General features: G+C 34.8%; 22 protein-coding genes and 1 riboswitch. Of the genes, 6 read left to right on the forward strand and 16 right to left on the reverse strand.

All coding sequences use genetic code 11. The features are described 5' to 3' along the window. Positions 1-33: 33 nt before the first annotated feature. The 3 genes from RT261_RS06310 to RT261_RS21120 form a co-directional block, all read right to left on the reverse strand. The gene (locus RT261_RS06310) at positions 34-918 is read right to left on the reverse strand and encodes a GNAT family N-acetyltransferase (protein WP_313130784.1); all 885 of its coding nucleotides are present in this window, start codon (positions 916-918) and stop codon (positions 34-36) included. A 79-nt stretch (positions 919-997) separates the two neighbouring features. Next, positions 998-1,603 (reverse strand): lysine exporter LysO family protein, encoded by a 606-nt coding sequence (locus RT261_RS06315; RefSeq protein ID WP_313130786.1) that lies wholly within the window; start codon positions 1,601-1,603, stop codon positions 998-1,000. Positions 1,604-1,681: 78 nt separating this feature from the next. Continuing rightward, positions 1,682-2,044: a LysO family transporter gene (locus tag RT261_RS21120; RefSeq protein ID WP_442871764.1), complete on the reverse strand. Its 363-nt coding sequence runs from the start codon at positions 2,042-2,044 to the stop codon at positions 1,682-1,684. A gap of 457 nt (positions 2,045-2,501) precedes the next feature. Between RT261_RS21120 and RT261_RS06320 the strand changes: the two genes are divergently transcribed. Together RT261_RS06320 and RT261_RS06325 are read left to right on the forward strand one after the other, a co-directional pair. Further along, on the forward strand, positions 2,502-4,040 hold the full coding sequence (locus RT261_RS06320; RefSeq protein WP_313130788.1) for a DUF1538 domain-containing protein: 1,539 nt from the start codon (positions 2,502-2,504) through the stop codon (positions 4,038-4,040). Positions 4,041-4,042: 2 nt separating this feature from the next. Further along, positions 4,043-4,741: a P-II family nitrogen regulator gene (locus RT261_RS06325; protein ID WP_313130790.1), complete on the forward strand. Its 699-nt coding sequence runs from the start codon at positions 4,043-4,045 to the stop codon at positions 4,739-4,741. Positions 4,742-4,842: 101 nt separating this feature from the next. Here the strand turns inward: RT261_RS06325 and RT261_RS06330 are convergent, their stop codons facing one another. Next, a complete protein-coding gene (locus tag RT261_RS06330; protein ID WP_313130792.1) occupies positions 4,843-7,284 on the reverse strand; it encodes an aryl-sulfate sulfotransferase in 2,442 nt (813 codons plus the stop codon). Between the two features lie 282 nt (positions 7,285-7,566). On the opposite strand from RT261_RS06330, the gene RT261_RS06335 reads away from it, so the two are divergent. Then, on the forward strand, positions 7,567-7,746 hold the full coding sequence (locus RT261_RS06335; protein WP_313130794.1) for a hypothetical protein: 180 nt from the start codon (positions 7,567-7,569) through the stop codon (positions 7,744-7,746). A gap of 186 nt (positions 7,747-7,932) precedes the next feature. Here RT261_RS06335 and RT261_RS06340 read toward each other — a convergent pair whose 3' ends face one another. The 7 genes from RT261_RS06340 to RT261_RS06370 form a co-directional block, all read right to left on the reverse strand. Next, a complete protein-coding gene (locus tag RT261_RS06340) occupies positions 7,933-8,076 on the reverse strand; it encodes a hypothetical protein (protein WP_313130796.1) in 144 nt (47 codons plus the stop codon). Beyond that, complete coding sequence (locus tag RT261_RS06345) at positions 8,076-8,759, reverse strand: HDIG domain-containing metalloprotein (RefSeq protein WP_313130797.1); 684 nt, start codon at positions 8,757-8,759, stop codon at positions 8,076-8,078. The genes RT261_RS06340 and RT261_RS06345 overlap by 1 nt, the downstream gene beginning before the upstream one ends. 145 nt (positions 8,760-8,904) lie before the next feature. Continuing rightward, the gene (locus RT261_RS06350; protein WP_313130799.1) at positions 8,905-9,567 is read right to left on the reverse strand and encodes a hypothetical protein; all 663 of its coding nucleotides are present in this window, start codon (positions 9,565-9,567) and stop codon (positions 8,905-8,907) included. A gap of 189 nt (positions 9,568-9,756) precedes the next feature. Further along, positions 9,757-9,840: riboswitch (cyclic di-GMP riboswitch) on the reverse strand. Positions 9,841-10,104: 264 nt separating this feature from the next. Beyond that, positions 10,105-12,570, reverse strand: coding sequence for a DsrE/DsrF/DrsH-like family protein (locus tag RT261_RS06355; protein ID WP_313130802.1), 2,466 nt, complete (start codon positions 12,568-12,570; stop codon positions 10,105-10,107). Positions 12,571-12,745: 175 nt separating this feature from the next. Continuing rightward, complete coding sequence (locus RT261_RS06360) at positions 12,746-13,075, reverse strand: tRNA-binding protein (RefSeq protein WP_313130804.1); 330 nt, start codon at positions 13,073-13,075, stop codon at positions 12,746-12,748. A gap of 189 nt (positions 13,076-13,264) precedes the next feature. Next, complete coding sequence (locus tag RT261_RS06365) at positions 13,265-13,816, reverse strand: helix-turn-helix domain-containing protein (RefSeq protein ID WP_313130806.1); 552 nt, start codon at positions 13,814-13,816, stop codon at positions 13,265-13,267. A 224-nt stretch (positions 13,817-14,040) separates the two neighbouring features. Then, positions 14,041-15,279 (reverse strand): [Fe-Fe] hydrogenase large subunit C-terminal domain-containing protein, encoded by a 1,239-nt coding sequence (locus RT261_RS06370; RefSeq protein WP_313130808.1) that lies wholly within the window; start codon positions 15,277-15,279, stop codon positions 14,041-14,043. Positions 15,280-15,731: 452 nt separating this feature from the next. On the opposite strand from RT261_RS06370, the gene RT261_RS06375 reads away from it, so the two are divergent. After that, positions 15,732-15,923, forward strand: coding sequence for a ferredoxin (locus RT261_RS06375; RefSeq protein WP_313130810.1), 192 nt, complete (start codon positions 15,732-15,734; stop codon positions 15,921-15,923). Between the two features lie 114 nt (positions 15,924-16,037). Here RT261_RS06375 and sufU read toward each other — a convergent pair whose 3' ends face one another. From sufU to sufC, 5 genes are read right to left on the reverse strand one after another with little or no spacing between them, the layout of a single operon-like run. Then, positions 16,038-16,469 carry a Fe-S cluster assembly sulfur transfer protein SufU gene (sufU, locus tag RT261_RS06380; RefSeq protein ID WP_313130812.1) on the reverse strand — a complete coding sequence of 144 codons (432 nt, stop codon included), beginning with the start codon at positions 16,467-16,469 and terminating at the stop codon, positions 16,038-16,040. Then, positions 16,459-17,691 (reverse strand): cysteine desulfurase, encoded by a 1,233-nt coding sequence (locus RT261_RS06385; protein WP_442871766.1) that lies wholly within the window; start codon positions 17,689-17,691, stop codon positions 16,459-16,461. Before RT261_RS06385 ends, sufU begins: the two co-directional genes overlap by 11 nt. Further along, positions 17,672-18,931 (reverse strand): Fe-S cluster assembly protein SufD, encoded by a 1,260-nt coding sequence (gene sufD / locus RT261_RS06390; protein WP_313130817.1) that lies wholly within the window; start codon positions 18,929-18,931, stop codon positions 17,672-17,674. The genes RT261_RS06385 and sufD overlap by 20 nt, the downstream gene beginning before the upstream one ends. A 16-nt stretch (positions 18,932-18,947) precedes the next feature. Then, the gene (gene sufB, locus RT261_RS06395; protein ID WP_313130819.1) at positions 18,948-20,375 is read right to left on the reverse strand and encodes a Fe-S cluster assembly protein SufB; all 1,428 of its coding nucleotides are present in this window, start codon (positions 20,373-20,375) and stop codon (positions 18,948-18,950) included. Positions 20,376-20,386: 11 nt separating this feature from the next. Then, entirely contained in the window at positions 20,387-21,142 is a 756-nt protein-coding gene (gene sufC, locus RT261_RS06400; RefSeq protein ID WP_313130822.1) for a Fe-S cluster assembly ATPase SufC, read from the reverse strand. Positions 21,143-21,421: 279 nt separating this feature from the next. Between sufC and RT261_RS06405 the strand changes: the two genes are divergently transcribed. Then, entirely contained in the window at positions 21,422-21,946 is a 525-nt protein-coding gene (locus RT261_RS06405; protein ID WP_313130824.1) for a peptidylprolyl isomerase, read from the forward strand. Positions 21,947-22,082: 136 nt separating this feature from the next. Continuing rightward, positions 22,083-23,873 (forward strand): aminopeptidase P family protein, encoded by a 1,791-nt coding sequence (locus tag RT261_RS06410; RefSeq protein WP_313130827.1) that lies wholly within the window; start codon positions 22,083-22,085, stop codon positions 23,871-23,873. The last annotated feature ends 229 nt before the right edge of the window (positions 23,874-24,102 follow it).

The following is a 24,102-nucleotide window of genomic DNA, read 5'->3' on the forward strand; positions in this document are numbered from 1 at the left end:
TTACAATTATTTTATGCCAAAAGTAAGACTTAGTTACTCCTCTAATTCAATCTTATAGTCATAATAATCATATTGGGATACTATTTGAAATCCTAAATAATTGTAGATTCTCATTGCTTTTTTGCTATTACTGTTCACTTGCAGCGTAACTTCTCCAACTTTTTCTTTTATTAATTGTCTTAGTACATAATTAATCAACCCTTTTCCATAGCCCTTCCCTTGAAACCTTGGTAAAACCCCATATCCGAATATAGATGCTTTTTCCATTCCATAGTTTACATTACATATACCTATCAGTTCCTCGTCTAATTTGGCAACATAACATACCATATAATCGCATTCTAAAATGTTTTGTATCAATTCTTCCGATTCATGAAATGCCGTCTTAAATATCTCAGAATGGATATCTGCTGCCTGCATAATATCTTTTGATGTTAAAGGAGTTATTATGAATTTTAGGTTCGATAAAAATTCACTGTATTTCTTTGTATAATCCTCAAGCTTTAACCTTAACAAATATTCCGATTTTATATAAGAAGCCCCAAAAGATAAGGCAGCCATTTTACCGCTGGTACTATTTGGTTCCACTACAAAAACCATATCATATATACTTAAATCTAACAATTCATCTTCTGCAGCATCCAATAAAGTGGTAAAGTAACCTTTCCTCCTTTTATCAGGTAACGTATAACCTGATATTTCTGCTTCTCTCTCATTCAATTGAAATATAGTTAACACACTGATTAATTGCTGCTGCTCATAAAGCAGAAAGAAACTGTCTAAATTTTCATAAAGGTTCATGTCATTATCTAAGTAAAGTTCTCTGCTTAATCCATCTGTTTTCAAGCAATTATTTACTAATTCCTCTACCTCTATCATCTGCTGCTTATTTAAGTGATGGTGTTTTTCCAAATGCATCATAATCCTCAATTCCGGTGCATTAGCACCATAAAGCTTTTTAATATCTGCTAAATTTTAAAGATACTTTTTAGACTATTTATCCTTTAAAGAATATGTATATATATTTTATTAATATAGGCACCATTACACTGCATAGTACCCCGTGGAAAATTGCCATAACTACCACTTCTTCGTTGGTATATTTTATTAACATAGGAAGTGAGGTATCTTCGCTGGTAGCTCCCGCCGGTGCTATAGCAGTATATTTATTAAAGGTTCTTGCAATATAGGGAATAATAATAAATGCAATAATTTCCCTCATAAGATTACTCATAAAAGCTACGGTTCCTAATTGTATTCCTGCTAAATCCGTAATCATAACACCACTCAGACTGTACCAACCAAGACCGGAAGCAATAGCCATACTGTCATACCAGGATATGTTAATAAATAAGCTGGCTATAAGACCTCCAATTAAAGAACCCATAATAGTTCCCATAGGCATTAATAGTATCTTCAGATGATATTCTTTTACTTTTTGAAACACCTGCTTATTAAGACCAACGCTAATTCCAACAGAAATTAGCAATGCATATAGTACATGCTGGGACTGATTTGTAAAAAACTGAATCCACTGTTCATTAAAAATCCACTGCCCACATATAATTCCCAATATTAAAGATATAATTGCGATATAAACCATTCTAATCTCCATTCTAACGAAACACAACAAATTTGCAAAGTAAATTGTTACAATCTAATTTTCACATTATACTACAATCTATTTAAAAAAATATTTTGTTATATAATAAACAAAAAGTACGGAAAAAATTATTGGGAGAAATGCTAATAAAAGACTTTCTACTCCTAATTGTACAAAATCCCTTAAGAAATTAGGTCTGCTGCCTAAAGTAACTCCCATTAGAAAAATTAGAACAGAAATACTTATTATCTGAATTCTCTCGTTCCATTTCTTCAGCTTTAAAGGAAACCATTTAAATCCTATCACTATTCCAATTACCATATATGTTAATACTTCCATATTCATTCCCCTTACATCTGTCAAAGATTTCCTATAACATAAAATAAGAGGCTGCTGCAAAATCTTTTTGTTTTGCAACAGCTCCTTATAGGAAACTAACATCGAATTTTATTCATAACGACAAGTATAGGGGAAGACCTGAAATATGTCAATGATTAATCATAGGGGAAGATAAAATTTTATAAGATTTCATAAATTTTTGTCATGTTTTATCTTTAATTTTGTGATGTATTGAGAGACAATTTGTATCCTATAAATTTTATAAAAAAAAGATATTTTTTAGAATATTTCAACAATAAAAATTTTTAGCAAATAAAACTTGAGATTTTACCCATATTACTATACAATAATATATTAGGGCAGCTAATAACTATCAATTAATTAACAGCAGCTCCTTTTTTCTAATAATATATTGACAGGAGGTATTTTTATAATGAAAACAATAGGTATTTTTACATATTTTCACGTTTAGCTGTATTCAATTCTCAAAAAATAATATTGTATTATCCATATAAACCATCAATGTAACTCGTTAACCAAGCTCCAAAGGTGGTGTCACATGAATAAGAAATTTCTAATGAAGTTAAAAGAATCCTTAACTTCTGTCTTACCAATTACGTTATTAGTTTTACTATTGCATTTTACTATTGTACCGATGTCTTTCGGTACTGTGATGATGTTCATAATAGGTTCCTTATTATTAATTATAGGAATGGGACTATTTACACTGGGAACGGATGTGTCCATGATGTTCATCGGTGAAAGGATCGGTTCTTATCTTGCGAAATCAGGAAAAATAAAACTTTTAGTTATTCTAGGCTTTTTTATGGGTTTAATAATAACGATAGCCGAACCTGATCTACAAGTGTTAGCAAAACAAACTCCCGGTGTACCTGATATGGTAATTATCCTGGCTGTCGCTCTTGGGGTCGGATTGTTTTTGGTAATCGCCCTGCTTCGTACTTTATTTCAAATAAAACTTTCCGTCATATTTATTGTTATGTATGGTCTTGTATTTTTGCTGGCGGCTTTTGTACCGGCAGATTTTATACCGGTTGCTTTTGACTCCGGTGGAGTTACTACAGGTCCCATGACAGTACCTTTTATTATGGCACTAGGTATCGGTATGGCTTCCCTGCGAAGTGATAAGAATTCCCAGGAGGATAGTTTCGGACTAGTGGCCTTATGTTCTGTTGGTCCAATACTTGCGGTATTGTTACTGGGTATCTTTTTTAAACCTGGCGCCACAGAATATGCAGAAGCCACCATTACTGAAATCAATAGCTTTTCAGCAGTACTGAAAGCTTTTCTAATCGGTATGCCTATGTATTTTAAGGAAGTGGCAATGGCACTGTTACCAATTATTGCTTTTTTTATTATCTTTCAAATATTTAAAATGAAATTACCCAAAAAACAAGTTTTAAAAATTATAATTGGTTTACTTTATACCTATCTTGGGCTTGTCTTTTTCTTATCCGGGGCAAACATTGGCTTTATGCCTGCCGGTTCCTATTTAGGCAGTGAATTACTTAGCGGTACTTATCAATGGCTAATTATCCCTTTGGGAATGTTAATCGGCTTTTTCATTGTAGCCGCTGAACCTGCCGTTCATGTATTAAAAGAACAGGTAGAGGACATCTCAGAAGGTAATATAACCGGAAAATCCATGCAATTAAGTCTGTCCATAGGAGTTGCAGTATCTGTTGGATTATCCATGCTTCGTGTATCTACCGGATTATCCATTTGGTACTTAATTATTCCAGGTTATCTCATTGCTCTTACTTTAACTTTCTTTGTCCCGTCCATATTCACAGCAATTGCTTTCGATTCCGGCGGTGTTGCTTCCGGACCAATGACTGCAACATTTCTTCTTCCTCTGGCAATGGGAGCTTGTGAAGCAGTGGGTGGAAATATATTATCCGATGCCTTTGGGACAGTTGCAATGGTAGCTATGACACCCTTAATAACGATTCAAGGTTTGGGCCTTTTATATAAATTCCGAACCAGGCGTAGTTTACAGCTGGAGAATGATACCTATCAACCGGAACTGCTCTTATCCGATGAAATTATATATTTTGATACGGAAGAAAGGTCGTAATTATGGAAAGCAAAGCACCTGAATATAAAATCTTAAAAGCTCTTATTACTATTATTGATTATGAATATGAACAGGAATTACTTAAATTATTTAATGAGCACCATATTCCTTTCAATTTAATCACCCATGGTCAAGGTACTGCCACTTCTGATATACTTGATTACTTAGGTCTTGGGGATACCAAAAAATTCGTTATTATAAGTATAATACCGGATTATAAAATATCAAAGATATTTGATTTATTACAAAATAAAATGTATTTTAACAAGCCCGGACGGGGTATTGCATTTACCATTATGATAACCGGTATTAGCAGTATTATATGCAAAATCATTGCTGAACAAGAAAACCGTATGGATATTAAAAAAGAATATGAGGTGAATCCAATGAAGCAGGAACAATTATATGAATTAATCATTACAATCGTAAATCAAGGTCATTCTGATCAAGTAATGGATGCAGCCAAAGAAGTCGGTGCAACGGGAGGAACCGTAGTTCATGCAAGAGGTCTTGGAAGTCATGAAGCAACCAAGTTCTTAGGAATATCCATCCAGGAGGATAAAGAACTAGTACTGATAATTGCCAAAAAAGAAAATAAAAAATCCATTATGGAGAATATCTGTAAAACAACCGGTTTAAGTTCACCGGGAAAAGGTATTACTTTCTCACTTCCTGTTGACGAACAATTGGGATTGGTTTAAAGATTATAAGATCTTATATTCTAACTCTTCTTGTAACAAAGAAAAAACAGTACCGAAAGCCCTAAGCATTCGGTACTGTTTTTTCTTGCTTCATATTATATCTATAATTCAATCTTATATCCTGAATTATAGATGACACCATTGTTTCGGATATAAATATCATAAGAAAACTCTTCCAGTCCTATTGGTGAAAACCACATTTTGAAGTTTACTGTATCGCTTTCTTTCTTCTCAATCATTAATTCCGGAATGGAATATGCCTGAAGTTTACCATCACTTCTTCTTAAAATCAATGTAGCATCTTCAGCTACAAAAGGCCAGTTTCCTACGATAACAACTCTATCCGGATTCTGTGACACGCTAATTTTATAATTAGTACTTATGGCAGCATTGGTATCCAGATTTTCAAATGGAACCGTGGCTGTAACACCTAAGTCACCTAAATATTTACCCTCTATGGAAGGTTCAAAATTTTTCTTTCTGGAATAGATAGGCATTCTATTACTTTTGGTAATCAACTGATCCAGTTTCAATTCAAATATTATTTCATCATTTTTAATCTGAGTTATATAGGTAGTTTTCTCACTACCGGTAATGTCTTTTTGGGTTAAATCATATGTCTCTTTCTTAGGATCAAAGAGATTTCCACCTGAAGTTAACAGATAATTTCTTCTGTCTTGGAACTCTGCTCCCCCATGGAAGGAGGAATACCATTCCGGTCCTCTTTCTTTTCCATAATCCCAAATCTGACGAATTGTCATTTCTTTCAAATTAATTCGGTAGATAACCGCTCTTGAATAAACCTGCTCTCCTGACAATACACCATTGTTCTTACCGTCTTCATCATATGCCGGACGACCTACACCATTGTCGAATACCAATATATCTCCATTATATAACATAGAAATCTGGTGAGGTCCATATATCCATTCAAATTCCTCTTCCGAAGGTGTGAATAAAAGGCCTGGATCAGCATTTTCCCATATTCCCGGATCACCGATAATCCATTCTAAGGTTTTGTCAGTTTTATTTAACGCAACAATTGAATTCAAACTGCCACTGGATAAAAGGATTGTATCGGTTTTTCTGTCATACCACAATCCATTGCATTGGAACCAGTCTTCTTCGGCAACATCTATATCTTCTCCTAAAACCGGCTCCATAAGGCTCTTTATATCAAGGTCATAAATAACTTCCCCGGTAGTTCTGTCTATTTCATAAATATAATCGGACAATGTCTGAAGATCCTTAGAATTGCCAATGATTAAAAGATTTCCGTTTTTTAGTTCCATAAAATCATTTACATAACCGCCCGGAATTATATAATCATTGTAAACTTTCCCGCACAGATCCATTTCCAGCAGACCGGTGTAATGGTTTGGCGCTTTTAATAGTCTGGAGGAAGCTACCATAATATTGCCATTCTTTAATCTCTTAAATGTATCGGAATATCCTTTTAAAATATATCTGATATCTCCTGCGCTGTCATAAGCTGCAATGCCATATGCATCGTCTCTGGATTCAGTAGATACAAAGGTTAATTTAGAATAATTATAATATTTACTATCCAAAATCTTTACTATTCCATCATCCAGATTAGTCTTTATACTGTCCGTCTTTACTTTAACTGTTTTTTCCCTGCCATCTTCCAGCTGAAATACTAAAGTTGTTGTATCGCCGGGATAAAGTCCATAAACAGGTAATATATGTGTATTTCCCTTATCAAAGACTGCGGTAATATCATCTTGAGATTTTTTACCTTTCACAGTAAGTTTTACAGAAGATTCTTCCTCTGTTTTGAATATAGCTATGGCGGTAAGAGGTGAATTACCATAAGGATTTACAACAATCAATGGGTTATCAAAACTATAACTTTTCTTAGCTTCATCTAAAAGTGCTTCATCAATATAGTTTTGATCTTTCAAATAATCAACTTCTGTAGGAAGTAACTTATTACTGGTTTCTTCAACCGTTCCTTCACCGAAGATAATACAGTCCATACGTGCCTTTTTAAATTTATAATTTAACCGTAGCTGATTATATCCTTCTTTTATTTCAAACATAATCCAGCCTTTTTTTATGCCAAAGTTTAAATCCATTCCGGTCATACGTGCAACACCTAAGTCCGATAAAAATGAATCATCTATTCTGGTATAAGAATTGCCTGAGTTATCTGTCAGGTAGAACTTGTCCCATTGAATCTGTTCCATGCTGTCTACCTTTTCCATATTAAGCTGCACAAGTATAAACTCGTTTCCTTCTTTTGCTTCTGCCTGTGCCATATCTTTGTCTATTTTCTTAATTCCCAAATCTTTTTTGACATCCTGTAAGGAAGTTGTAATTTTATAATTTAAAACATCCATCTTCCAGCCGGCTGCTTCTACTGTCTTTTTCTCAGGAACTTTTTCTTTCTCTTTTTCTTTATTCTCTTTACTTATTAAAGGGGGTGTAACAATAATATTATTGGGTTTATCTTTTGAACATCCTGTAAAAACCACCATCATAAATAGCATGATTATAAAGGTAATAAATCGCTTTTTCATAACTTCCTCCATTATATTATAAAAGCTTATTTCTCCTTATCCACTTTATGTACATTCTACACATTAACACAAAATTGTGGCAAATATGTGAAATATTTTATGAAATATTCTGAAAATCCGGGGGAAAAAGAAACTTACATAATTTTACTAGCGTATTTGTCCTAGCTATAGTATTATCACGAATCCTCCACATAATCAAGTTATTTTTTATATATACATGTCTCAATTTGATGTATATGGTTTTATTTTATACAAATACTATTCAAAAAAGGAGGAAATGCAATGGTACCATTAAAAGATAATAAAGGAACGCCAACCAAAAGAACTGCTGCGAAAGATAATACAAATATGACTAACAAAGATAACGCAAACGATGGGAACGGAGCATCGGATATGGACAAACAGGGCACTAAAGTAAACGAATTGGTAGATTCGGGTTTAAAAATCACTAAAACCCAATAATGTTCTTATGAAAACTGCCATTGGGAAAGTATACTCCCCATGGCAGTTTTTCAAGAATCCTTACTAATCAAACATAGTAAGAAATATATATTTAATTTATAAAAGCGCTCTCTATTTCAGAAATCATTTTTTAAATCGAACTCCGATCCTGGATGAATACCAGATATCAGTGTCAAGAGAAATCATCTATTTCCAGCTTTTATTTTGACTTTTGTTTTCTGTCTTATCCTCTGTTTTATCGGAACTACAGTCTACTAAAGAATTAGTTTTTAATTGATGATCTTTTTTGTTAATGTTATTTCTGCCTTTATTATCTTTTCTCTCTCTCATTACTTTACCATTCCTTTCAAAACTTTCAATTTATTAAGAAAAAGCTGAATGGTTTCTTCCTCTTTATTCTTATCTGCATTTTTTCTTCCCAGTCTGTCACATAAGCCTAATAGGGCAACTTCATTAATATCCGTATAATTTATCATCTCTTTTGGTTTTGCAAAAGGCAAATCTTTGGTAACATACAATATATGCATGTGATACCTCACAAGGCCTATTACATCATTAATAAACTCTTCTTCACAAGAAAAATATGACAAAAATCTTCTGGTTAATTCTGCTCCTACTTTATCGTGATCGTATGCGGTAATTTTTCCTTTTTTCTCTCTTGTTGTATCCGGTTTCCCTAAATCATGTAATAATGCGGCCCACATAAAGGCCTCCGGATTTTTGCTTTTTTCTCTTACTTTAGCAGCTTCCTCTACAACAAGCATAGTATGATTCCATACATTTCCTTCCGGATGGTGTACGGTGGATTGTTCTGTTTCCTTTAACCTTAATAACATAGAAAAAGGAATGTCTTGAAATATATGATTATTAGATAAACTATTTAAAAAGTCTGATGGTTTTTCATCTTCCATTAAATGTTGATGGATTTCGTTAAATAAATTAACTTTTTTTATGGAGTAATTATCTCCCTCGTCTTTTAAAACCTTCCTACTATTTAAATCAGCTATCTCCATTTTTTCTGCACTCCTCTTTCTATGTGATATTATTATTTTCATAATATATAAATTTTATGTAAGCTTGTTTTTATATAATCCATGGAAAAACAGTTTATTAAAGCAAGAAATGGCAGTCTTTTACTGACGGCCATTTCTTCTTTTCTCATGATGTAACTAGTAGTTCAAAAATAGAATATGAATTGGTTTCTTTAAGCTTTTTAAATTTATTTTCAAAAGATGCTAAATCATCATAAGTTAAATCTAATGCAATATTATAGAGTTCTGAAAACCCGTCCTCTATGTCATAGATGTCCTCTTCCTTTAATAAAGCATCCAGTTTTTCCACACTTAGATTCGTTACATTTTTGAATAGTTCCAAGTCCATGTTACACAGCTTAAATTCGTATTTCTCTAAACCCTCTCCCATAGTATACCGGGTAATAATCTTTCCCTTATGAAATAATAAGATACTAAAAACATCATCATCTAAATTACCGGTTCCAATAACCGGAGTCTCTAAATATTTAGATAAGTTTATTCCTTCTGTTTCCATGTTTTCTAAAGAATATGATTCATCATATACAGAAATGAATTTATTATTATTTATCAGTATCAGTTTTGGGGTGTTCTCAAATAAATCCTGGAGAAAACTAAATAGACTAAACTTATTATTTATATATTCATCATCAATAGATTCTGTCAAACCTTCCCGGATATTACTTATATTATTAGAGGTGGTATTATTACTGAAGTATTGCTCCAACTGTTTTTGTGTTTCTTTTGTATCTTCTGCAATTATATGAAAACTTGCATAATTTTGTCCCATTATATTCTCCTATCTAACGTTCTTATGTTGAATTATAAGAACATGAAAAAATCCGACTATCCTGTCTATTTACTCGGAATCAATAATAAATTTATTATTTTCGAAAATCATGGGGCTTATGCAAGAAAGAAATGCAAGGAAAGAGATATCTATTCTACTTAACGTAAAATAAATGTCCCTTAAAAAGTAACATAAAATTGCCGGTTGCACTACTTGCTATCTATACCCCAAGTGCCCAAATACAGGATATATCATAACGCATCAATTTTATTGAATTATATTCAATTTTTAATAGATGGCTCAACTGTTTACCATTCTATACCATGTTTATATATTAATCAAGCTATTTTATTTCAGGTAGAATCCTGCTTATATCTGTTTAAATATAATTTCTCAGATCATTAACTGACATTCTAAGCATAAATTCAGCATAACTAAATTCTATCGCCAAAGAAACTCTCCTATAATAAGTCTCTTCACTTATAATTCAGTACAGCTGAATTTATATTCAAAATGTACCTAGAATTATCAAACAAATCAAGATATGAATAATGACATATCCGATTCTTCTGCATTAGCAAGCATAGCGGCCGCACCGCCCGGTTTCACACCATCTATTAATTCTTCCATTTTAATTCCCATAACGTCCATACTCATGGTGCAGGCAATTAATTCTACTCCATTGTCTATTGCGGCTTGAATCAAGCTTTCCAAACTCTCCACATTTTTCTTTTTCATCACATTGCGAATCATTTTAGAACCCATACCTGCCATATTCATTTTGGACAAAGATAATTTTTTGCTTCCTCTAGGCATCATAAATCCAAACATTTTGCTCATAAAATCTTTTTTTACAGATACTTTTTTCGGCTTTCTTAAGATATTTAAGCCCCAGAAAGTAAAGAACATACTTACTTTTCGTCCCATGGCCGCTGCCGCATTCGCTATGACAAAAGAGGCAATGGCTTTATCTAAATCTCCTGAAAATACAATAATATTTTTGTTATTTCCTTCGGAAAGAGGTGCACTGCAATCTCCTCCGGATTGGGTGTTTACGCATCCTTTTTTGACAGAAGCTTTGGTTATTCCTCTCTCAGAAACTATGCCTTGAAATGTATTTCCGGTTCTTCTGCACCAGGCCTCAACATCCGCTGCGAATGCCTGATCCGTGGTAGTTATTTCTATTATATCATCATTCTCTGCATTTTTTATTGCTTCTGATAACTTCATAATTGGTCCCGGACATTGAAGGCCGCAGGCATTAATCTCAAGTTTATTCACCGGTTTTTCAGATACAGAAGCAGCTTCCAATTTATCCGGCACCGCTCTTTCTTCATCACGTACAATCATTGGTTTATTATAGTAGATTGTATTATATAAACGATAACCCCCTGATAAATTATAGCATTCATACCCGTTCTGCTCTAATATGCGGCAGGCAAGATATCCCCGAAGACCAATCTGACAGGTTACATACACTGGTTTTGATTTATCTAATTCATGCAGCTTCTCACGCAGATCATCTAATGGAATATTGATAAATCCATCTATAGAACCATTTGCATACTCCATACTGGTACGAACATCCAGCAAACTGACACTGCCATCCCTTGGTAGATCCTTTACTTCATTCCAATGGAAGATTTTAACCTTTCCGGTCATTATATTCTCTGCCACAAAGCCCGCCATATTAACCGGATCCTTTGCTGATGAGAATGGAGGTGCATATGCCAGCTCTAACTCTGTTAAATCATATATGGTCATTCCTGCTCTCATGGCAGTTGCAATAACATCCAGCCTCTTATCTGCTCCTTCATACCCTACTACTTGAGCACCTAAGATCTTGCCCTTATCTTTTTCAAAAATAAGTTTAATTGACATATTTACAGCACCGGGATAATAGGAAGCATGTGAAGCGGAATAGGTAAAGGATTTTTCATAATTTAAACCCAATTGCTTTGCTCTTGCCTCGGTTATTCCGGTATTAGCTATTGTTAAATCAAAGCATTTTAAGATTCCCGTTCCCTGGGTTCCATTATAAGTACTTGAAATTCCAATTATATTCTCAGCAGCAATCCTTCCTTGTTTATTGGCCGGTCCTGCCAAAGGAATATATCCATCATCACCTGTAACAAAATCTTTAATCTGAATTGCATCGCCAACTGCATAAATATCCTTATCGGAGGTTTGCATATTAGCATTCACTATTATTGCGCCCTTAGGGTTCACTTCTAAACCTGCTTCTCTGGCTAATGTACTTTCTGGTCTGACACCAACAGACATAATTACCATATCCGTTATGATTTCACCATTTCCAAGAATTACTTTTAATTCTTCTCCATGGTTTCTGATCTCCTTAACACCATCTTTAAGAATTAAATTAACACCTTTACTACGGATATGATTATGAACTTCACAAGCCATATCATAGTCAATGGGTGCTATTACATGATCTGCAAATTCTACTATGGTGACTTTAAGACCGGCAGCATAAAGATTATCTGCCATCTCAACTCCAATGTAACCACCGCCTACTATCACTGCGCTTTTTACATGTCTTTGATCTGCATAATCTTTAATCCTATAAGTATCCGGTATATTGCGAAGGGTAAATACTTTTTCGTTATCCCCACCTTTTATATTCGGTTTTGCAGGTGCCGCGCCAGAGGATAATATCAGCTTATCATAAGTTTCTTCATAAGTTTCATTGGTTTTAAGATTCTTAACCTTAACCAGTTTTTTATTTACATCAACAGATACTACTTCCTGTAACACTCTTACATCTACATTAAATCTGCCGTGAAAACTTTCCGGTGTTTGTAATGTCAAGGCTTCTTTTTCCGTAATTTCTCCACCTATATAATAAGGTAATCCACAGTTTGCAAAGGAGATGTATTCTCCTTTCTCGAACATAATTATTTCTGCTTTTTCGTCTAATCTCCTAAGACGTGCAGCGGCAGACGCTCCTCCAGCAACCCCGCCAACAATAATTACTTTGCTCATATTAACCCTCTCTTTCTTATAAAAACTATCAACCGATCAGAAATAAAATGTCTGCATTATTTCTATTAATTATATTGGATTTTAATATATGTTAATAATATCACAAAATAAATATAGTAACTGTGACTTTGTCACAGTTACTATCAAAAATAGTTATTGGAAGGTTGATACAAGGTTATCCCAGTTTGTCACCTTTTTCAACCTTTTGCTGAGGGGATATAAGAACAACTCCATTCTTTGAATAAACCCCAAGTATAAGCGCTTCTGACATAAAATCTGCAATCTGTCTTGGAGGAAAGTTCATAATTCCAAGAACCTGCATACCTATCAGTTCTTCCGGGGTATAGCATTCAGTTATCTGCGCGCTTGACTTCTTTATACCTATTTCATTTCCATAGTCAACCCAAATTTTATACGCTGGTCTTTTTGCTTTCGGAAAACTTTCGCATTGAATAATTTCACCAACTCTTATATCCAGATTCAAAAAATCATCAAATGTTGCCATTTCAAATCCCCCATATCTCTAATTGTATTTGCTTTATTGATGCCTTATCACTGTATATTACAATATTTATGTATATGTTATGACATATTTTAATATAGTATAGCATACAAGAAGAACATTAAACAAGTGATTTTCCTAATTAAAGACTTAAAATGATTACTTATCAAGTTCAAAACCGTTCTTATTATCTCATAGGATGGGATAGAATAAAATGCTTTGGATAACGCACTTTTCATTGTATGGATTAGAATACGAATGATTTATGTTAGCTTGAAATCTTATTATCTGGTTTTTTTCCAGAATGATTGTTTCCTCTACTAATCTTAGTTCTATTTTTCCTTCCATTATAAAAACACATTCTTCGTTTTGGTGTGCTTGGGATTTGTGTTCACAACCCGGATCAATCTCTATACAAAACATTTCAAAATTTTGTATTGGATCATAAGGAATCATGGTAAAGATTCTCATATGCCCGTTTTCTTCTAGAGTGGGTTTCATATCCTTTATATCAGCAATTTTGTAATTAAAATCATTACTTTCCATGAAATACGAAAGAGGAACCTTCATGCCTGTTGCGATCTTGAGTAAGGTATTAAACGTAGGAGAAGATTGTTCCCGTTCTATTTGACCAAGCATTGGTTTACTGACACTTGTAATTTTTGAAACTTCATCCAATGTTAGATTTCTACTCTTTCGTAATGTTTTCAGGCGTTCCCCAATCGGTACCTTTGGCAGTTCCATATATACCTCCTCTTTTGTCTAAATACGTGTTAAATGATATGTTAAATATAATCTATATTTAGCATAAGTGCAATGACGTCTTGGTCTAATATCCTCCTAAACTCAAAATATTTTAAAGAGGATATTATTTATTAAACGAAAGCACAAGTACCACAATATAAAAGGCAAAGAAATCTATTATCAATAAGATTCTTCGCCTTTTACAATCGACTTTAAACTATTTATTAAAAATATCGGGTAAATATATCACTTTTTTCAAGGAGACTTTCCACGGTATCAAATCCAAGTCTATGAAGGAGTTCAATAACATAAGGATTGTCTATAGGTGTGGGATAGCTGGCATCTTCTCCATATTGAATTACATGTTCCCGTCCCAGATTACGGTCAATCATTACTTTAGGTCCACCGACGCAGCCACCGACACAGCCCATGCCTTCATAGAAGTTAGCCTGAATCTCACCCTTTTGTATTTGAGCAATCATCTCCCGGCAGGCCGGTACACCGTCTGCCTGTCTGGTGCGTACCGTAATTTTACGGTCAGGGTTCAGGCGTTTTACTGTGCTGGATACTGCTTCGCTAACTCCTCCTGTTTTGGCATAGATTCTTCCTGCCCTAGAGGAATGATCTTTTTCACTTTCTTCCATCTCCATCGGATTAATATTAGCAAATTCAAATATGTCCTGTACTTCCTGGAAAGTAAGTACGAAATCCACTGCATCGGCTATGTCTTTTTCCTTTGCTTCTGCTTTTTTCGCTATACAAGGGCCAATAAACATAGTAAGTGCATCTGGATGCAGTGCCTTTATGGTACGTCCTGCTGCCACCATTGGTGAAACAGCACCGGGTACATGAGGCATCAATTCATTATAAATTTTACGGATCATCCCGATCCAAATCGGGCAGCAACAGCTGGTTAATTGATAATCTGTTTCAGTAAGAATATTTTTATCAAATTCCAAAGCCTCTTTCAAGGTTAATATATCTGCAAATAAAGCCACTTCAATCATACCATCAAATCCAAGTTTCTTAAAAGCTGTACGTAACTTTCCCGGCGTAACATCATTACTGAATTGTCCTAAAAAAGCGGGTGCAATTAAAGCATATACCGGTCCTTTCGCTTTACGCATAGCGTCTAAGGCAGGTAGTATATCGCGGCTTGCTGTCAATTTTTTGGAATCGCAGTTATCAATACATGCATAGCAGCCTACACATTTTTCTTTATCAATTCGAATAACTCCATCTTCATCCTTTGTGATGGCATCAAATATACAGCTTTCCGAACATTTTGCAGGTCCATCGTCGGGACATTCACACTTACCTATATGAATTACAGAACCATATTTTTCAGGATATAATAAGCAATCCAAATGATGTGGATCATATTCCGGTGATATTTGTGGTGCCCCATTGGTTTCCAAGGATTCCTTTACTAGTTTACGATATAATTCTTCAAATGTTGCCATATAAAAACCTCCTTACAAGCTTTCCTGCTATACAATTATTGCACTACTTTTAATCATATTTTCCATTGTTTTTATCTTTTCCTACATTATTCTATTTTATCACTGGTTTCGGCTAATGTATAGAAGCTATTTATAACATATTTGGTATCTGACATAAGATTTTATCATCTTTATTATGCTGATTATAATAAAAAATATGTACTTTATACCAATCCTGATTACAAAACTTCCATGAAATCAAACAAAAGAGAAAGCGTATTTTCATGCCTTAATATAAGTGTTCTTTTCTTTGGCATGCTTGATCAATATTAATAGGTTCCCTTTTTACCCCATATTAATATTTCAATACTAGAATACTTTATTATTGAAAATTATGGTATCATCTGATAAAATGTTGATATCTGGTAAACATATCATAACCAGAATACTTACATAGAATGGAGGAATTATATATGAAAGCTTTTATAGATCAAGATGGCTGCATTGGATGCGGTCTTTGCGCAGATACCTGCCCATCTGTATTCCAAATGGGTGATGCAGGACTTGCAGAAGTTTATGTAGATGAGGTTTCAGACGAAGATGTTTCCGCTGCAGAAGAGGCAAGAGACGGCTGCCCTGTATCTGTAATCTCTTTGGAAGATTAATTATAATAAAAATATGATAAAAACCTAAATCAGGGATGTTACTTTCAAGAGTAACATCCCTGTATATTCCATGTAAAGTGTCTTTTTATTATCCTAAAGTCCTTCATGGTGCCTTTATTCTTCTTTTTTTATAACATCCTCTAAGGTATGCCAGCCCAGTACCGCGCATTTTACTCTGGCAGGCATATGTCCGATGTCTTTTAATACAATGGCATCTTCTAACACTTCCAATTCTTTCTCATCTGTAATTTCATGTTTAATCATTCCAAAGAAAGTCTTAGCTAATTCCATAGATTCCTCTACAGGCTTACCTTTAATTAAATCAATCATAATGGAAGCAGAGGCTTGAGAAATTGCACAGCCTACACCGGTAAAAGCAGCATCTTCTATAATTCCGTCTTTTTCACGTATTTCTAATTCAATCTCATCACCACAACTTGGGTTTACGCCCTTACAGACATGGGTTGGATTCTCAATATGGTGCTTATTTCGATTGGATGTGGTATGTTCCGTTAATACTTCATTATATATTTGTTCAATCCCCATATCCGAGCCACCTCCTGACTTTCTTTAAACTATTGATAAATATATCTATTTCTTCCTTTGTATTATAAAAATATAGACTGACCCTGCAGGTTGCAGGTACTTTCATGTACTTCATAAGAGGTTGTGCGCAATGATGGCCTGCACGAATGGCTATACCATCAGCATCTAAGATGGAAGCAGTATCATGGGGATGTACATCATCTATATTAAATGATATTACCCCGCACCTTTCTTTGGTGCTGTCAGTTTCTCCGTATATAGTAATATGAGGTATCTCTTTCATTCTGGTCAGTGCGTATTCCGTTAATTCTTCTTCTATTTTATTTATATTATTATATCCAACTTTTTGAATATAATTTATGGCTGCTTTCAATCCCACAGCTCCGCCAACGTTAGGTGTTCCTGCTTCAAACTTATTAGGAAGAGGTGCAAAAGCTGCTTCTTGTTCATAAACATATTCAATCATTTCGCCACCGGTTAGGAAAGGAGGCATTTCATTAAGAAGTTTTTCTTTTCCGTACAGAACGCCAATTCCCATAGGTCCTAACATTTTATGAGCCGAGAATACCATAAAATCAGCATCTAACTCCTTCACATTTACCTGGTAATGAGGAATACTTTGGGCACAATCCAATACAACGACCGCTCCTACTTCATGGGCTTTTTTAATAATAGCTTCTACCGGATGAATGGTTCCTAATACATTGGATACATGTGCAACAGCAACGATTTTAGTATCTTCCGTAATCTTTTGTTCTATTTCTTCCTCCGTAATATGCCCGGATTCATTTAAATACAGATAGGATAATACCCCGCCTTTCTCTTTGGTAACCTGCTGCCAGGGCAGAATATTACTATGGTGCTCAGAGATTGCTGTTACCACCTTATCTCCTTCTTTTAACTTCATTCTCCCATAGGTATATGCTATTAGATTTAAAGATTCTGTAGCATTTCTTGTAAATATAACTTCTTTTGAGCTTCCGGCGCCTATAAATTCAGCAACGGTCTCACGAGCTTCTTCATAAGCATTGGTAGCCTCTACACTTAGTCCGTATAATCCCCGGTAGGGATTCGCATTCTGCTCTTTATAATACTTATTAATGGCTTCCATTACAGATACCGGTTTTTGTGTGGTTGCAGCATTATCAAAGTAAACTAAATCTTTTCCATTTGCTTTCGTACTTAATATTGGAAAATCATTTTTATATAGATTCAATGTTATTCAACCTCTCTTTCACATATTCAGAGATTTGATCTTGTAAGTCTGTAAAAGGAATTTGCTCCATCGCCGGAGAAAAGGCTGCTTCAATCATCATTTTCTTGGCAGATAGTTCATCAAGACCTCTTGTCATCATATAAAATAATTTATTTTCATCTATCTTACCGCTGTTGGCCCCATGCTTTCCTTCCACGTCATCTTCTTCGCAAAGGATCAAAGGTGCTGTCAGGTTTCTAATTCCGGGACTGAATAATAGATTAAATTCCTCTTCATGGCCTACTGAACCGGATGCTCCTTTTTTAAAATCTATAGTCCCCCGGAAGGTTTTACTGCTTTGGTCTAGTAATGCCCCATTTACATGAATCCGGCTGTTGGAATTCTTACCGCGATGGTTCATAACATAATTCATATCAATAATTCTGTCTTTATCTCCAAAGTATATGGTTTCTATATTAATTTTACTGTTACTTCCCTTTAAATCGACTTTGCATCCATTGTATGCTTTACTTCCGCCTAATTCTGTGTGGACCAGATTAATGGCTCCCCCGTTTTCGATAACTGCTCCAATATCATTTAAATGGAGGGTCTCTTCATTTAATAATTGAACTTGCAGCAAGTTTATAACTGCATTTTTCCCTGCAACGAGATACGTTAATCCACTGTGAAAAGCAGAAATTCCTTTTCTTGATTTATAATGCATCACTACCGTCACTTCGCTGTCTTCTTCTGCATATATGGTGTTAAAATCAACAACCGTTTTATTTTCTTCATCTAAATCATACTCCAGAAAAATCGGTTCTTTGTATTTTTTACCGGCAGGAATTCTTAGGAATATACCTGTATTACTGTTGTTTCTGATATAATTTGCAGCAATTTCTCCCATACCGGTAGGAATCATAGACACTTTTTCAATTGTATTAATTAAATCTACATCCTTTACATTGTAGTTATTATCCTTGCTGCTTATATCTGTGTCTGTATCTCTTCCGTTTATATCTCTGCCTTTTACACTGACATTCTTATCTGTATTGGTAATAGTCCCGTTTAATAAGGCTTTATATCCTGTTCCAGCGTTTATGGCAAACAAAATATCTTTCTCTTTTTTTATATCCTTTGTAATTAAAGAATCCTTTTTATAAGGAAGAATTTCAGGAATATCTCCCTTTATATCTCTGTCATTAATACCAAGCCAGCTCCAGGTTCGAACCGGCAAAGCATTTACACCTTCTATATTTAAATTCATGGTTCTCTCCTTTCCCTTAACCAATGGTACCTTCCATCTCAAGTCTTATTAAATTATTCATTTCTACGGCATACTCCAAAGGAAGTTCTTTTGCAATAGGTTCTGCAAACCCGCTTACAATCATGGCCCTGGCATCTGCTTCACTAATTCCCCGGCTCATTAAATAGAATATGGTATCATCGCTGATTCTTCCGATTTTTGCTTCGTGTCCTACGTCTACTTCATCATTACGAATATCCATAACTGGTATGGTATCCGAACGTGATTTGTCGTCCAGCATTAAGGATTCGCAGGATACCGCCGATTTAGAGCCGCCAGCATTGGAGGCAATACGAATTGCACTTCGGAAGGTACTGGCACCGCCGTCTTTGGAGATGGATTTGGAGTTCATAATAGAGGAAGTATTTGGTGCCCCGTGAACAACTTTCACTCCCGTATCCAGACTCTGTCCTTTACCTGCAAAAGTAATGCCGGTGTATTCCATCTTGGAATTTTCTCCTTTTAGGATACTCATTGGGTAAAGATAAGAGATATGGGAACCGAAGGAACCAGATACCCATTCAATCTTTCCATCCTTTTCTACTACTGCCCTCTTGGTATTTAGATTAAACATATTCTTGGACCAGTTCTCAATGGTGGAATAACGAAGTCTTGCTCCTTCTTCCACAAATAGTTCCACGCAGCCTGCATGTAAATTGGCTACATTATATTTAGGAGCGGAACATCCTTCAATAAAATGTAGATCCGCACCTTTATCCACTATGATTAAAGTATGTTCAAACTGGCCTGCTCCGGGAGCATTCAGTCTGAAGTAAGATTGCAGCGGAATCTCAACCTTAACACCGGGGGGTACATATACAAAGGATCCGCCGGACCATACAGCTCCATGTAAAGCTGCAAATTTATGATCATTTGGAGGAACTAATTTCATAAAATGAGTGCGAACCATATCTTCATGTTCTCTTAGGGCACTTTCCATATCCGTATAGATAACTCCCTGACTTTTAACTTCTTCTTTTACATTATGATAAACCACTTCAGAGTCGTATTGAGCACCCACTCCGGCAAGCGACATTCGCTCTGCCTGGGGGATTCCCAATCTCTCAAAAGTATTCTTAATATCAGAAGGTACCTCTTCCCATTTTGCCTGCATGGCAGTGTTGGGACGAACATAGGTTACTATATCATCCATATTCAATTCATCTAAATTTGGTCCCCACTTTGGCAGTTGTATAGTGTTATATAGTTTTAATGCATTCTGCCTGAACTCCCGCATCCATTCCGGATCTTTTTTTTCACGTGATATCTCATCAACAATTTCAGGAGTAAGTCCTTTATGACTTTGATAAGAAGCATTTACTCTATCTTTAACATCATATATGCTGCGATCCACATCTTCTACAAAGGTCTTTTTACTTGTTGTGTTCTTTTCTAAATTGTCCATAGCTAACCTCCTTACGCACTTATTTCTGAGGTTATAAAATCTTTATATCCGTTTTCATTAATTTGATTGATTAAGGAACGATCTCCGGATTGTACGATCTTACCCTCCACCAGAATGTGCACATAGTCAACGGATAAGTATTCCAGTATCTTTGTATTATGGGTAATAATTAACAAAGAATTGCTGTCATTCTTAAAGGCTTCTACTCCTTTTGAAACCAGACGAACAGCATCCACATCCAGTCCTGAATCAGTTTCGTCAAGAATTGCAAGTTTAGGCTGTAACATGAGCATCTGTAAGATTTCTGATTTTTTCTTCTCACCACCTGAAAATCCTACGTTCAAATATCTGTTAGCATAATCCTTATCCATATCCAAAGCTTCCATTACCCCATACAATTCCTTACGAAAAGTCATAAAACGAGCTTGTTCCCCGGTTATTGTATTCTTCGATGTTCTTGTAAAATTCTCAAGAGTAACACCCGACAGTTCTTCCGGATTCTGAAAGGATAAAAAGATTCCTTTCTTTGCTCTGGCATCCGTTTTGAAATTGGTAATGTCTTCACCCTCAAATACCAAATTGCCTTTATCCACCTCATATCCCGGATGTCCCATAATGGCATAACCTAACGTTGATTTACCTGCCCCGTTAGGACCCATAATAACGTGAACTTCTCCTTCTTTTATGGTAAGATTTAAATCTTTTAATATTACTTTATCTTCTACACGAACTTGCAGATTGTTAATATCCAATAAATTACCAGACATATCAACACCTCAAACTTTCTCTTATATTTATTCTATATTTTTAATTCCAATATCTCGGTTATTAGCTGGGAATTCAAATTTTATTTATATTATATCCAATTATTTTAATTCCCACTAATTTAATTCCTATTATATTACTGGGATATACAAAATGCAAGAGGTAATTTACAATCCATGGTATTTAATTAAGAAAGCTACAAAATATAATTTATTAGACACATTTGAGAATATATGTTATAATTGTCCAACAGACATTTCATAAAGAAAGGATACAAAAAAATGGCAACGACAAATCCTATTGTAACTATTGAAATGGAGAATGGAAGTATTATTAAATTAGAATTATACCCTGACATTGCTCCAAACACAGTAAAGAACTTTATTTCTTTGGTACAAAAAAATTTCTATGACGGTCTTATCTTCCACAGAGTAATTCGTGGTTTCATGATTCAAGGTGGAGATCCGGAAGGAAGCGGAATGGGCGGCCCTGGATATAGTATAAAAGGTGAATTTTCCTATAATCATTTCGAAAATAATCTAAAACATGCTGCTGGCGTTATTTCCATGGCCAGATCACAGATGCCTAATTCAGCAGGTTCTCAATTCTTTATTATGCACAAAGATTCACCCCACTTAGATGGTTCCTACGCTGCATTTGGTAAAGTTACCGAAGGTATGGAAGTGGTAAATCAGATTGCAGAAAATAAAACCGATTATTCCGATCGTCCATTAGAACCACAGGTAATGAAGAAAGTTACTGTTGAATTATTTGGAGAGGCTTACGAAGAGCCGGAAAAGATGTAATAGAACTATTGCAGACACAAATTGTCTTCTACTTATTGCATCTTCAGGTTTATAAATAAAAGGACATTTGCGACATATGCGCCACAAAATGCCATATGCCGCATTTTTTAACAGCTGCAACGAAAGGAGATCAATCATGATAAAAGAAAGAGTACATCATTTGAGAGCTTTAATGGCAGAAAATCACATAGATGCCTATATCATACCTACCTCAGATTTCCATGAATCCGAATATGTAGGTGATTATTTTAAAGCCAGAAAATATATGTCAGGCTTTACAGGTTCTGCCGGTACTTTAGTGGTAACACTGAAAGAAGCAGGTTTATGGACTGACGGAAGATATTTTATTCAGGCTGCAAGACAACTTGAAGGCAGCGGTATTACTTTATTCAAAATGGGTGAAGAAGGTGTTCCATCCATTGAAGAATTCCTGGCAGATAAGATGCCTGAAAATGGCGTCCTGGGATTTGACGGCAGGGTCATTAATACCCGATTTGGCTTAAAGTTAAAGGAAAAATTAGCACATAAAAATGTTACCGTTGCTTACGAAAAAGATTTGGTGGATTCAATCTGGACTGACAGACCAAGTCTTCCGGAAGAACCAGCTTTTTTACTGGATGTTAAATATGCCGGTAAATCTTCTGCAGATAAACTTTCTGAATTAAGAGCAGAAATGAATAAGCAAAATGCCACCGTGCATATTATCACTTCTTTAGATGATATTGCATGGCTCTTTAATATCAGAGGAAATGATATTGAATACAATCCCGTTGTGTTATCTTATGCCATCATTACTTTAGATAAAGCTTATTTGTTCGTTGACAAAGATAAATTAACTTCTGATATTCAGAAGCAATTGGCTTCCGACAAGGTAGAAGTAAAAGATTATAATGATATTTATGAATTTGTTAAAACATTTACCGTAAAAGAAGCTATTTTACTGGATACCGATAAAGTAAATTATGCTATCTATCATAGCCTGAATGCTGATATTAATATAATTGATAAGAAAAATCCTACGATTCTTATGAAAGCAATTAAGAATCCGGTTGAAATCGAGAATTTGAAAAAAGCACATCTTAAAGATGGAGCTGCATTTACTAAATTCATGTATTGGTTAAAAAACAATATAGGAAAAACTGAAATTACTGAAATCAGTGCCAGTGATTATCTGGAAGCCCGCCGCAGAGATCAGGAAGGCTTTATTGAATTAAGCTTTGATACTATCTGTGCTTACAAAGCAAACGCAGCTATGATGCACTACTCTGCTAACGAAGACAGCAATGCTGTATTAAAAACAGAAGGTTTGTTATTAGTGGATTCCGGCGGTCAATATTATGAAGGAACTACAGATATTACAAGAACTATGGCTCTTGGTGAAGTACCGCAGGAACAGAAAGTTCATTTTACGGCTGTATTAAGAAGTATGCTAAACTTGTCCAATGCCAGATTCTTACACGGCTGTATCGGCCAAAATCTTGATATTCTTGCAAGAGGCCCAATCTGGGATATGGATTTGGATTATAAATGCGGTACTGGCCACGGTGTAGGCTATCTCTTAAATGTTCATGAATCTCCAAATGGTTTCCGTTGGAAGAAAGTACCGGAACGGGATGACGGATGTGTCTTAGAAGAAGGCATGGTTACAACCAACGAACCCGGTGTATATATTGAAGGCAGCCACGGCATCCGTATAGAAAATGAAATGGTTTGTTTAAAAGGCGAAAAGAATGAATACGGTCAATTCATGTATTTTGAACCGATTACCTTTGCACCAATTGACTTAGATGCCATTGACATTGATTACTTATCTCCTATCGATAAGAAAAGATTAAATGAATACCATAAAAAAGTGTATGAAAAATTATCTCCATATCTGACTGCTGAAGAGCAGGCTTGGTTGAAGGAATATACACGGGAGATTTAATGTGCCCTTCTTTTAAATCATAAAAAATGGATAAAAAAACAAGTTCTTTGTTATGACTAATTTATTACATTTCAAAAAGGAATCAATGAAATATTGATTCCTTTTTTGAAATTATAATTATTAAATATCAATCTTTTCTTTTTAAGTATTTAATAAAGCAAAGTATTCCGAGTATTAGAAATATTACCTTGCCTATACCATATAGAATACTTAACAAATACATAATAGC

Origin of the sequence: Anaerocolumna sp. (assembly GCF_032079385.1) — a bacterium.
GTDB lineage: Bacteria > Bacillota > Clostridia > Lachnospirales > Lachnospiraceae > Anaerocolumna.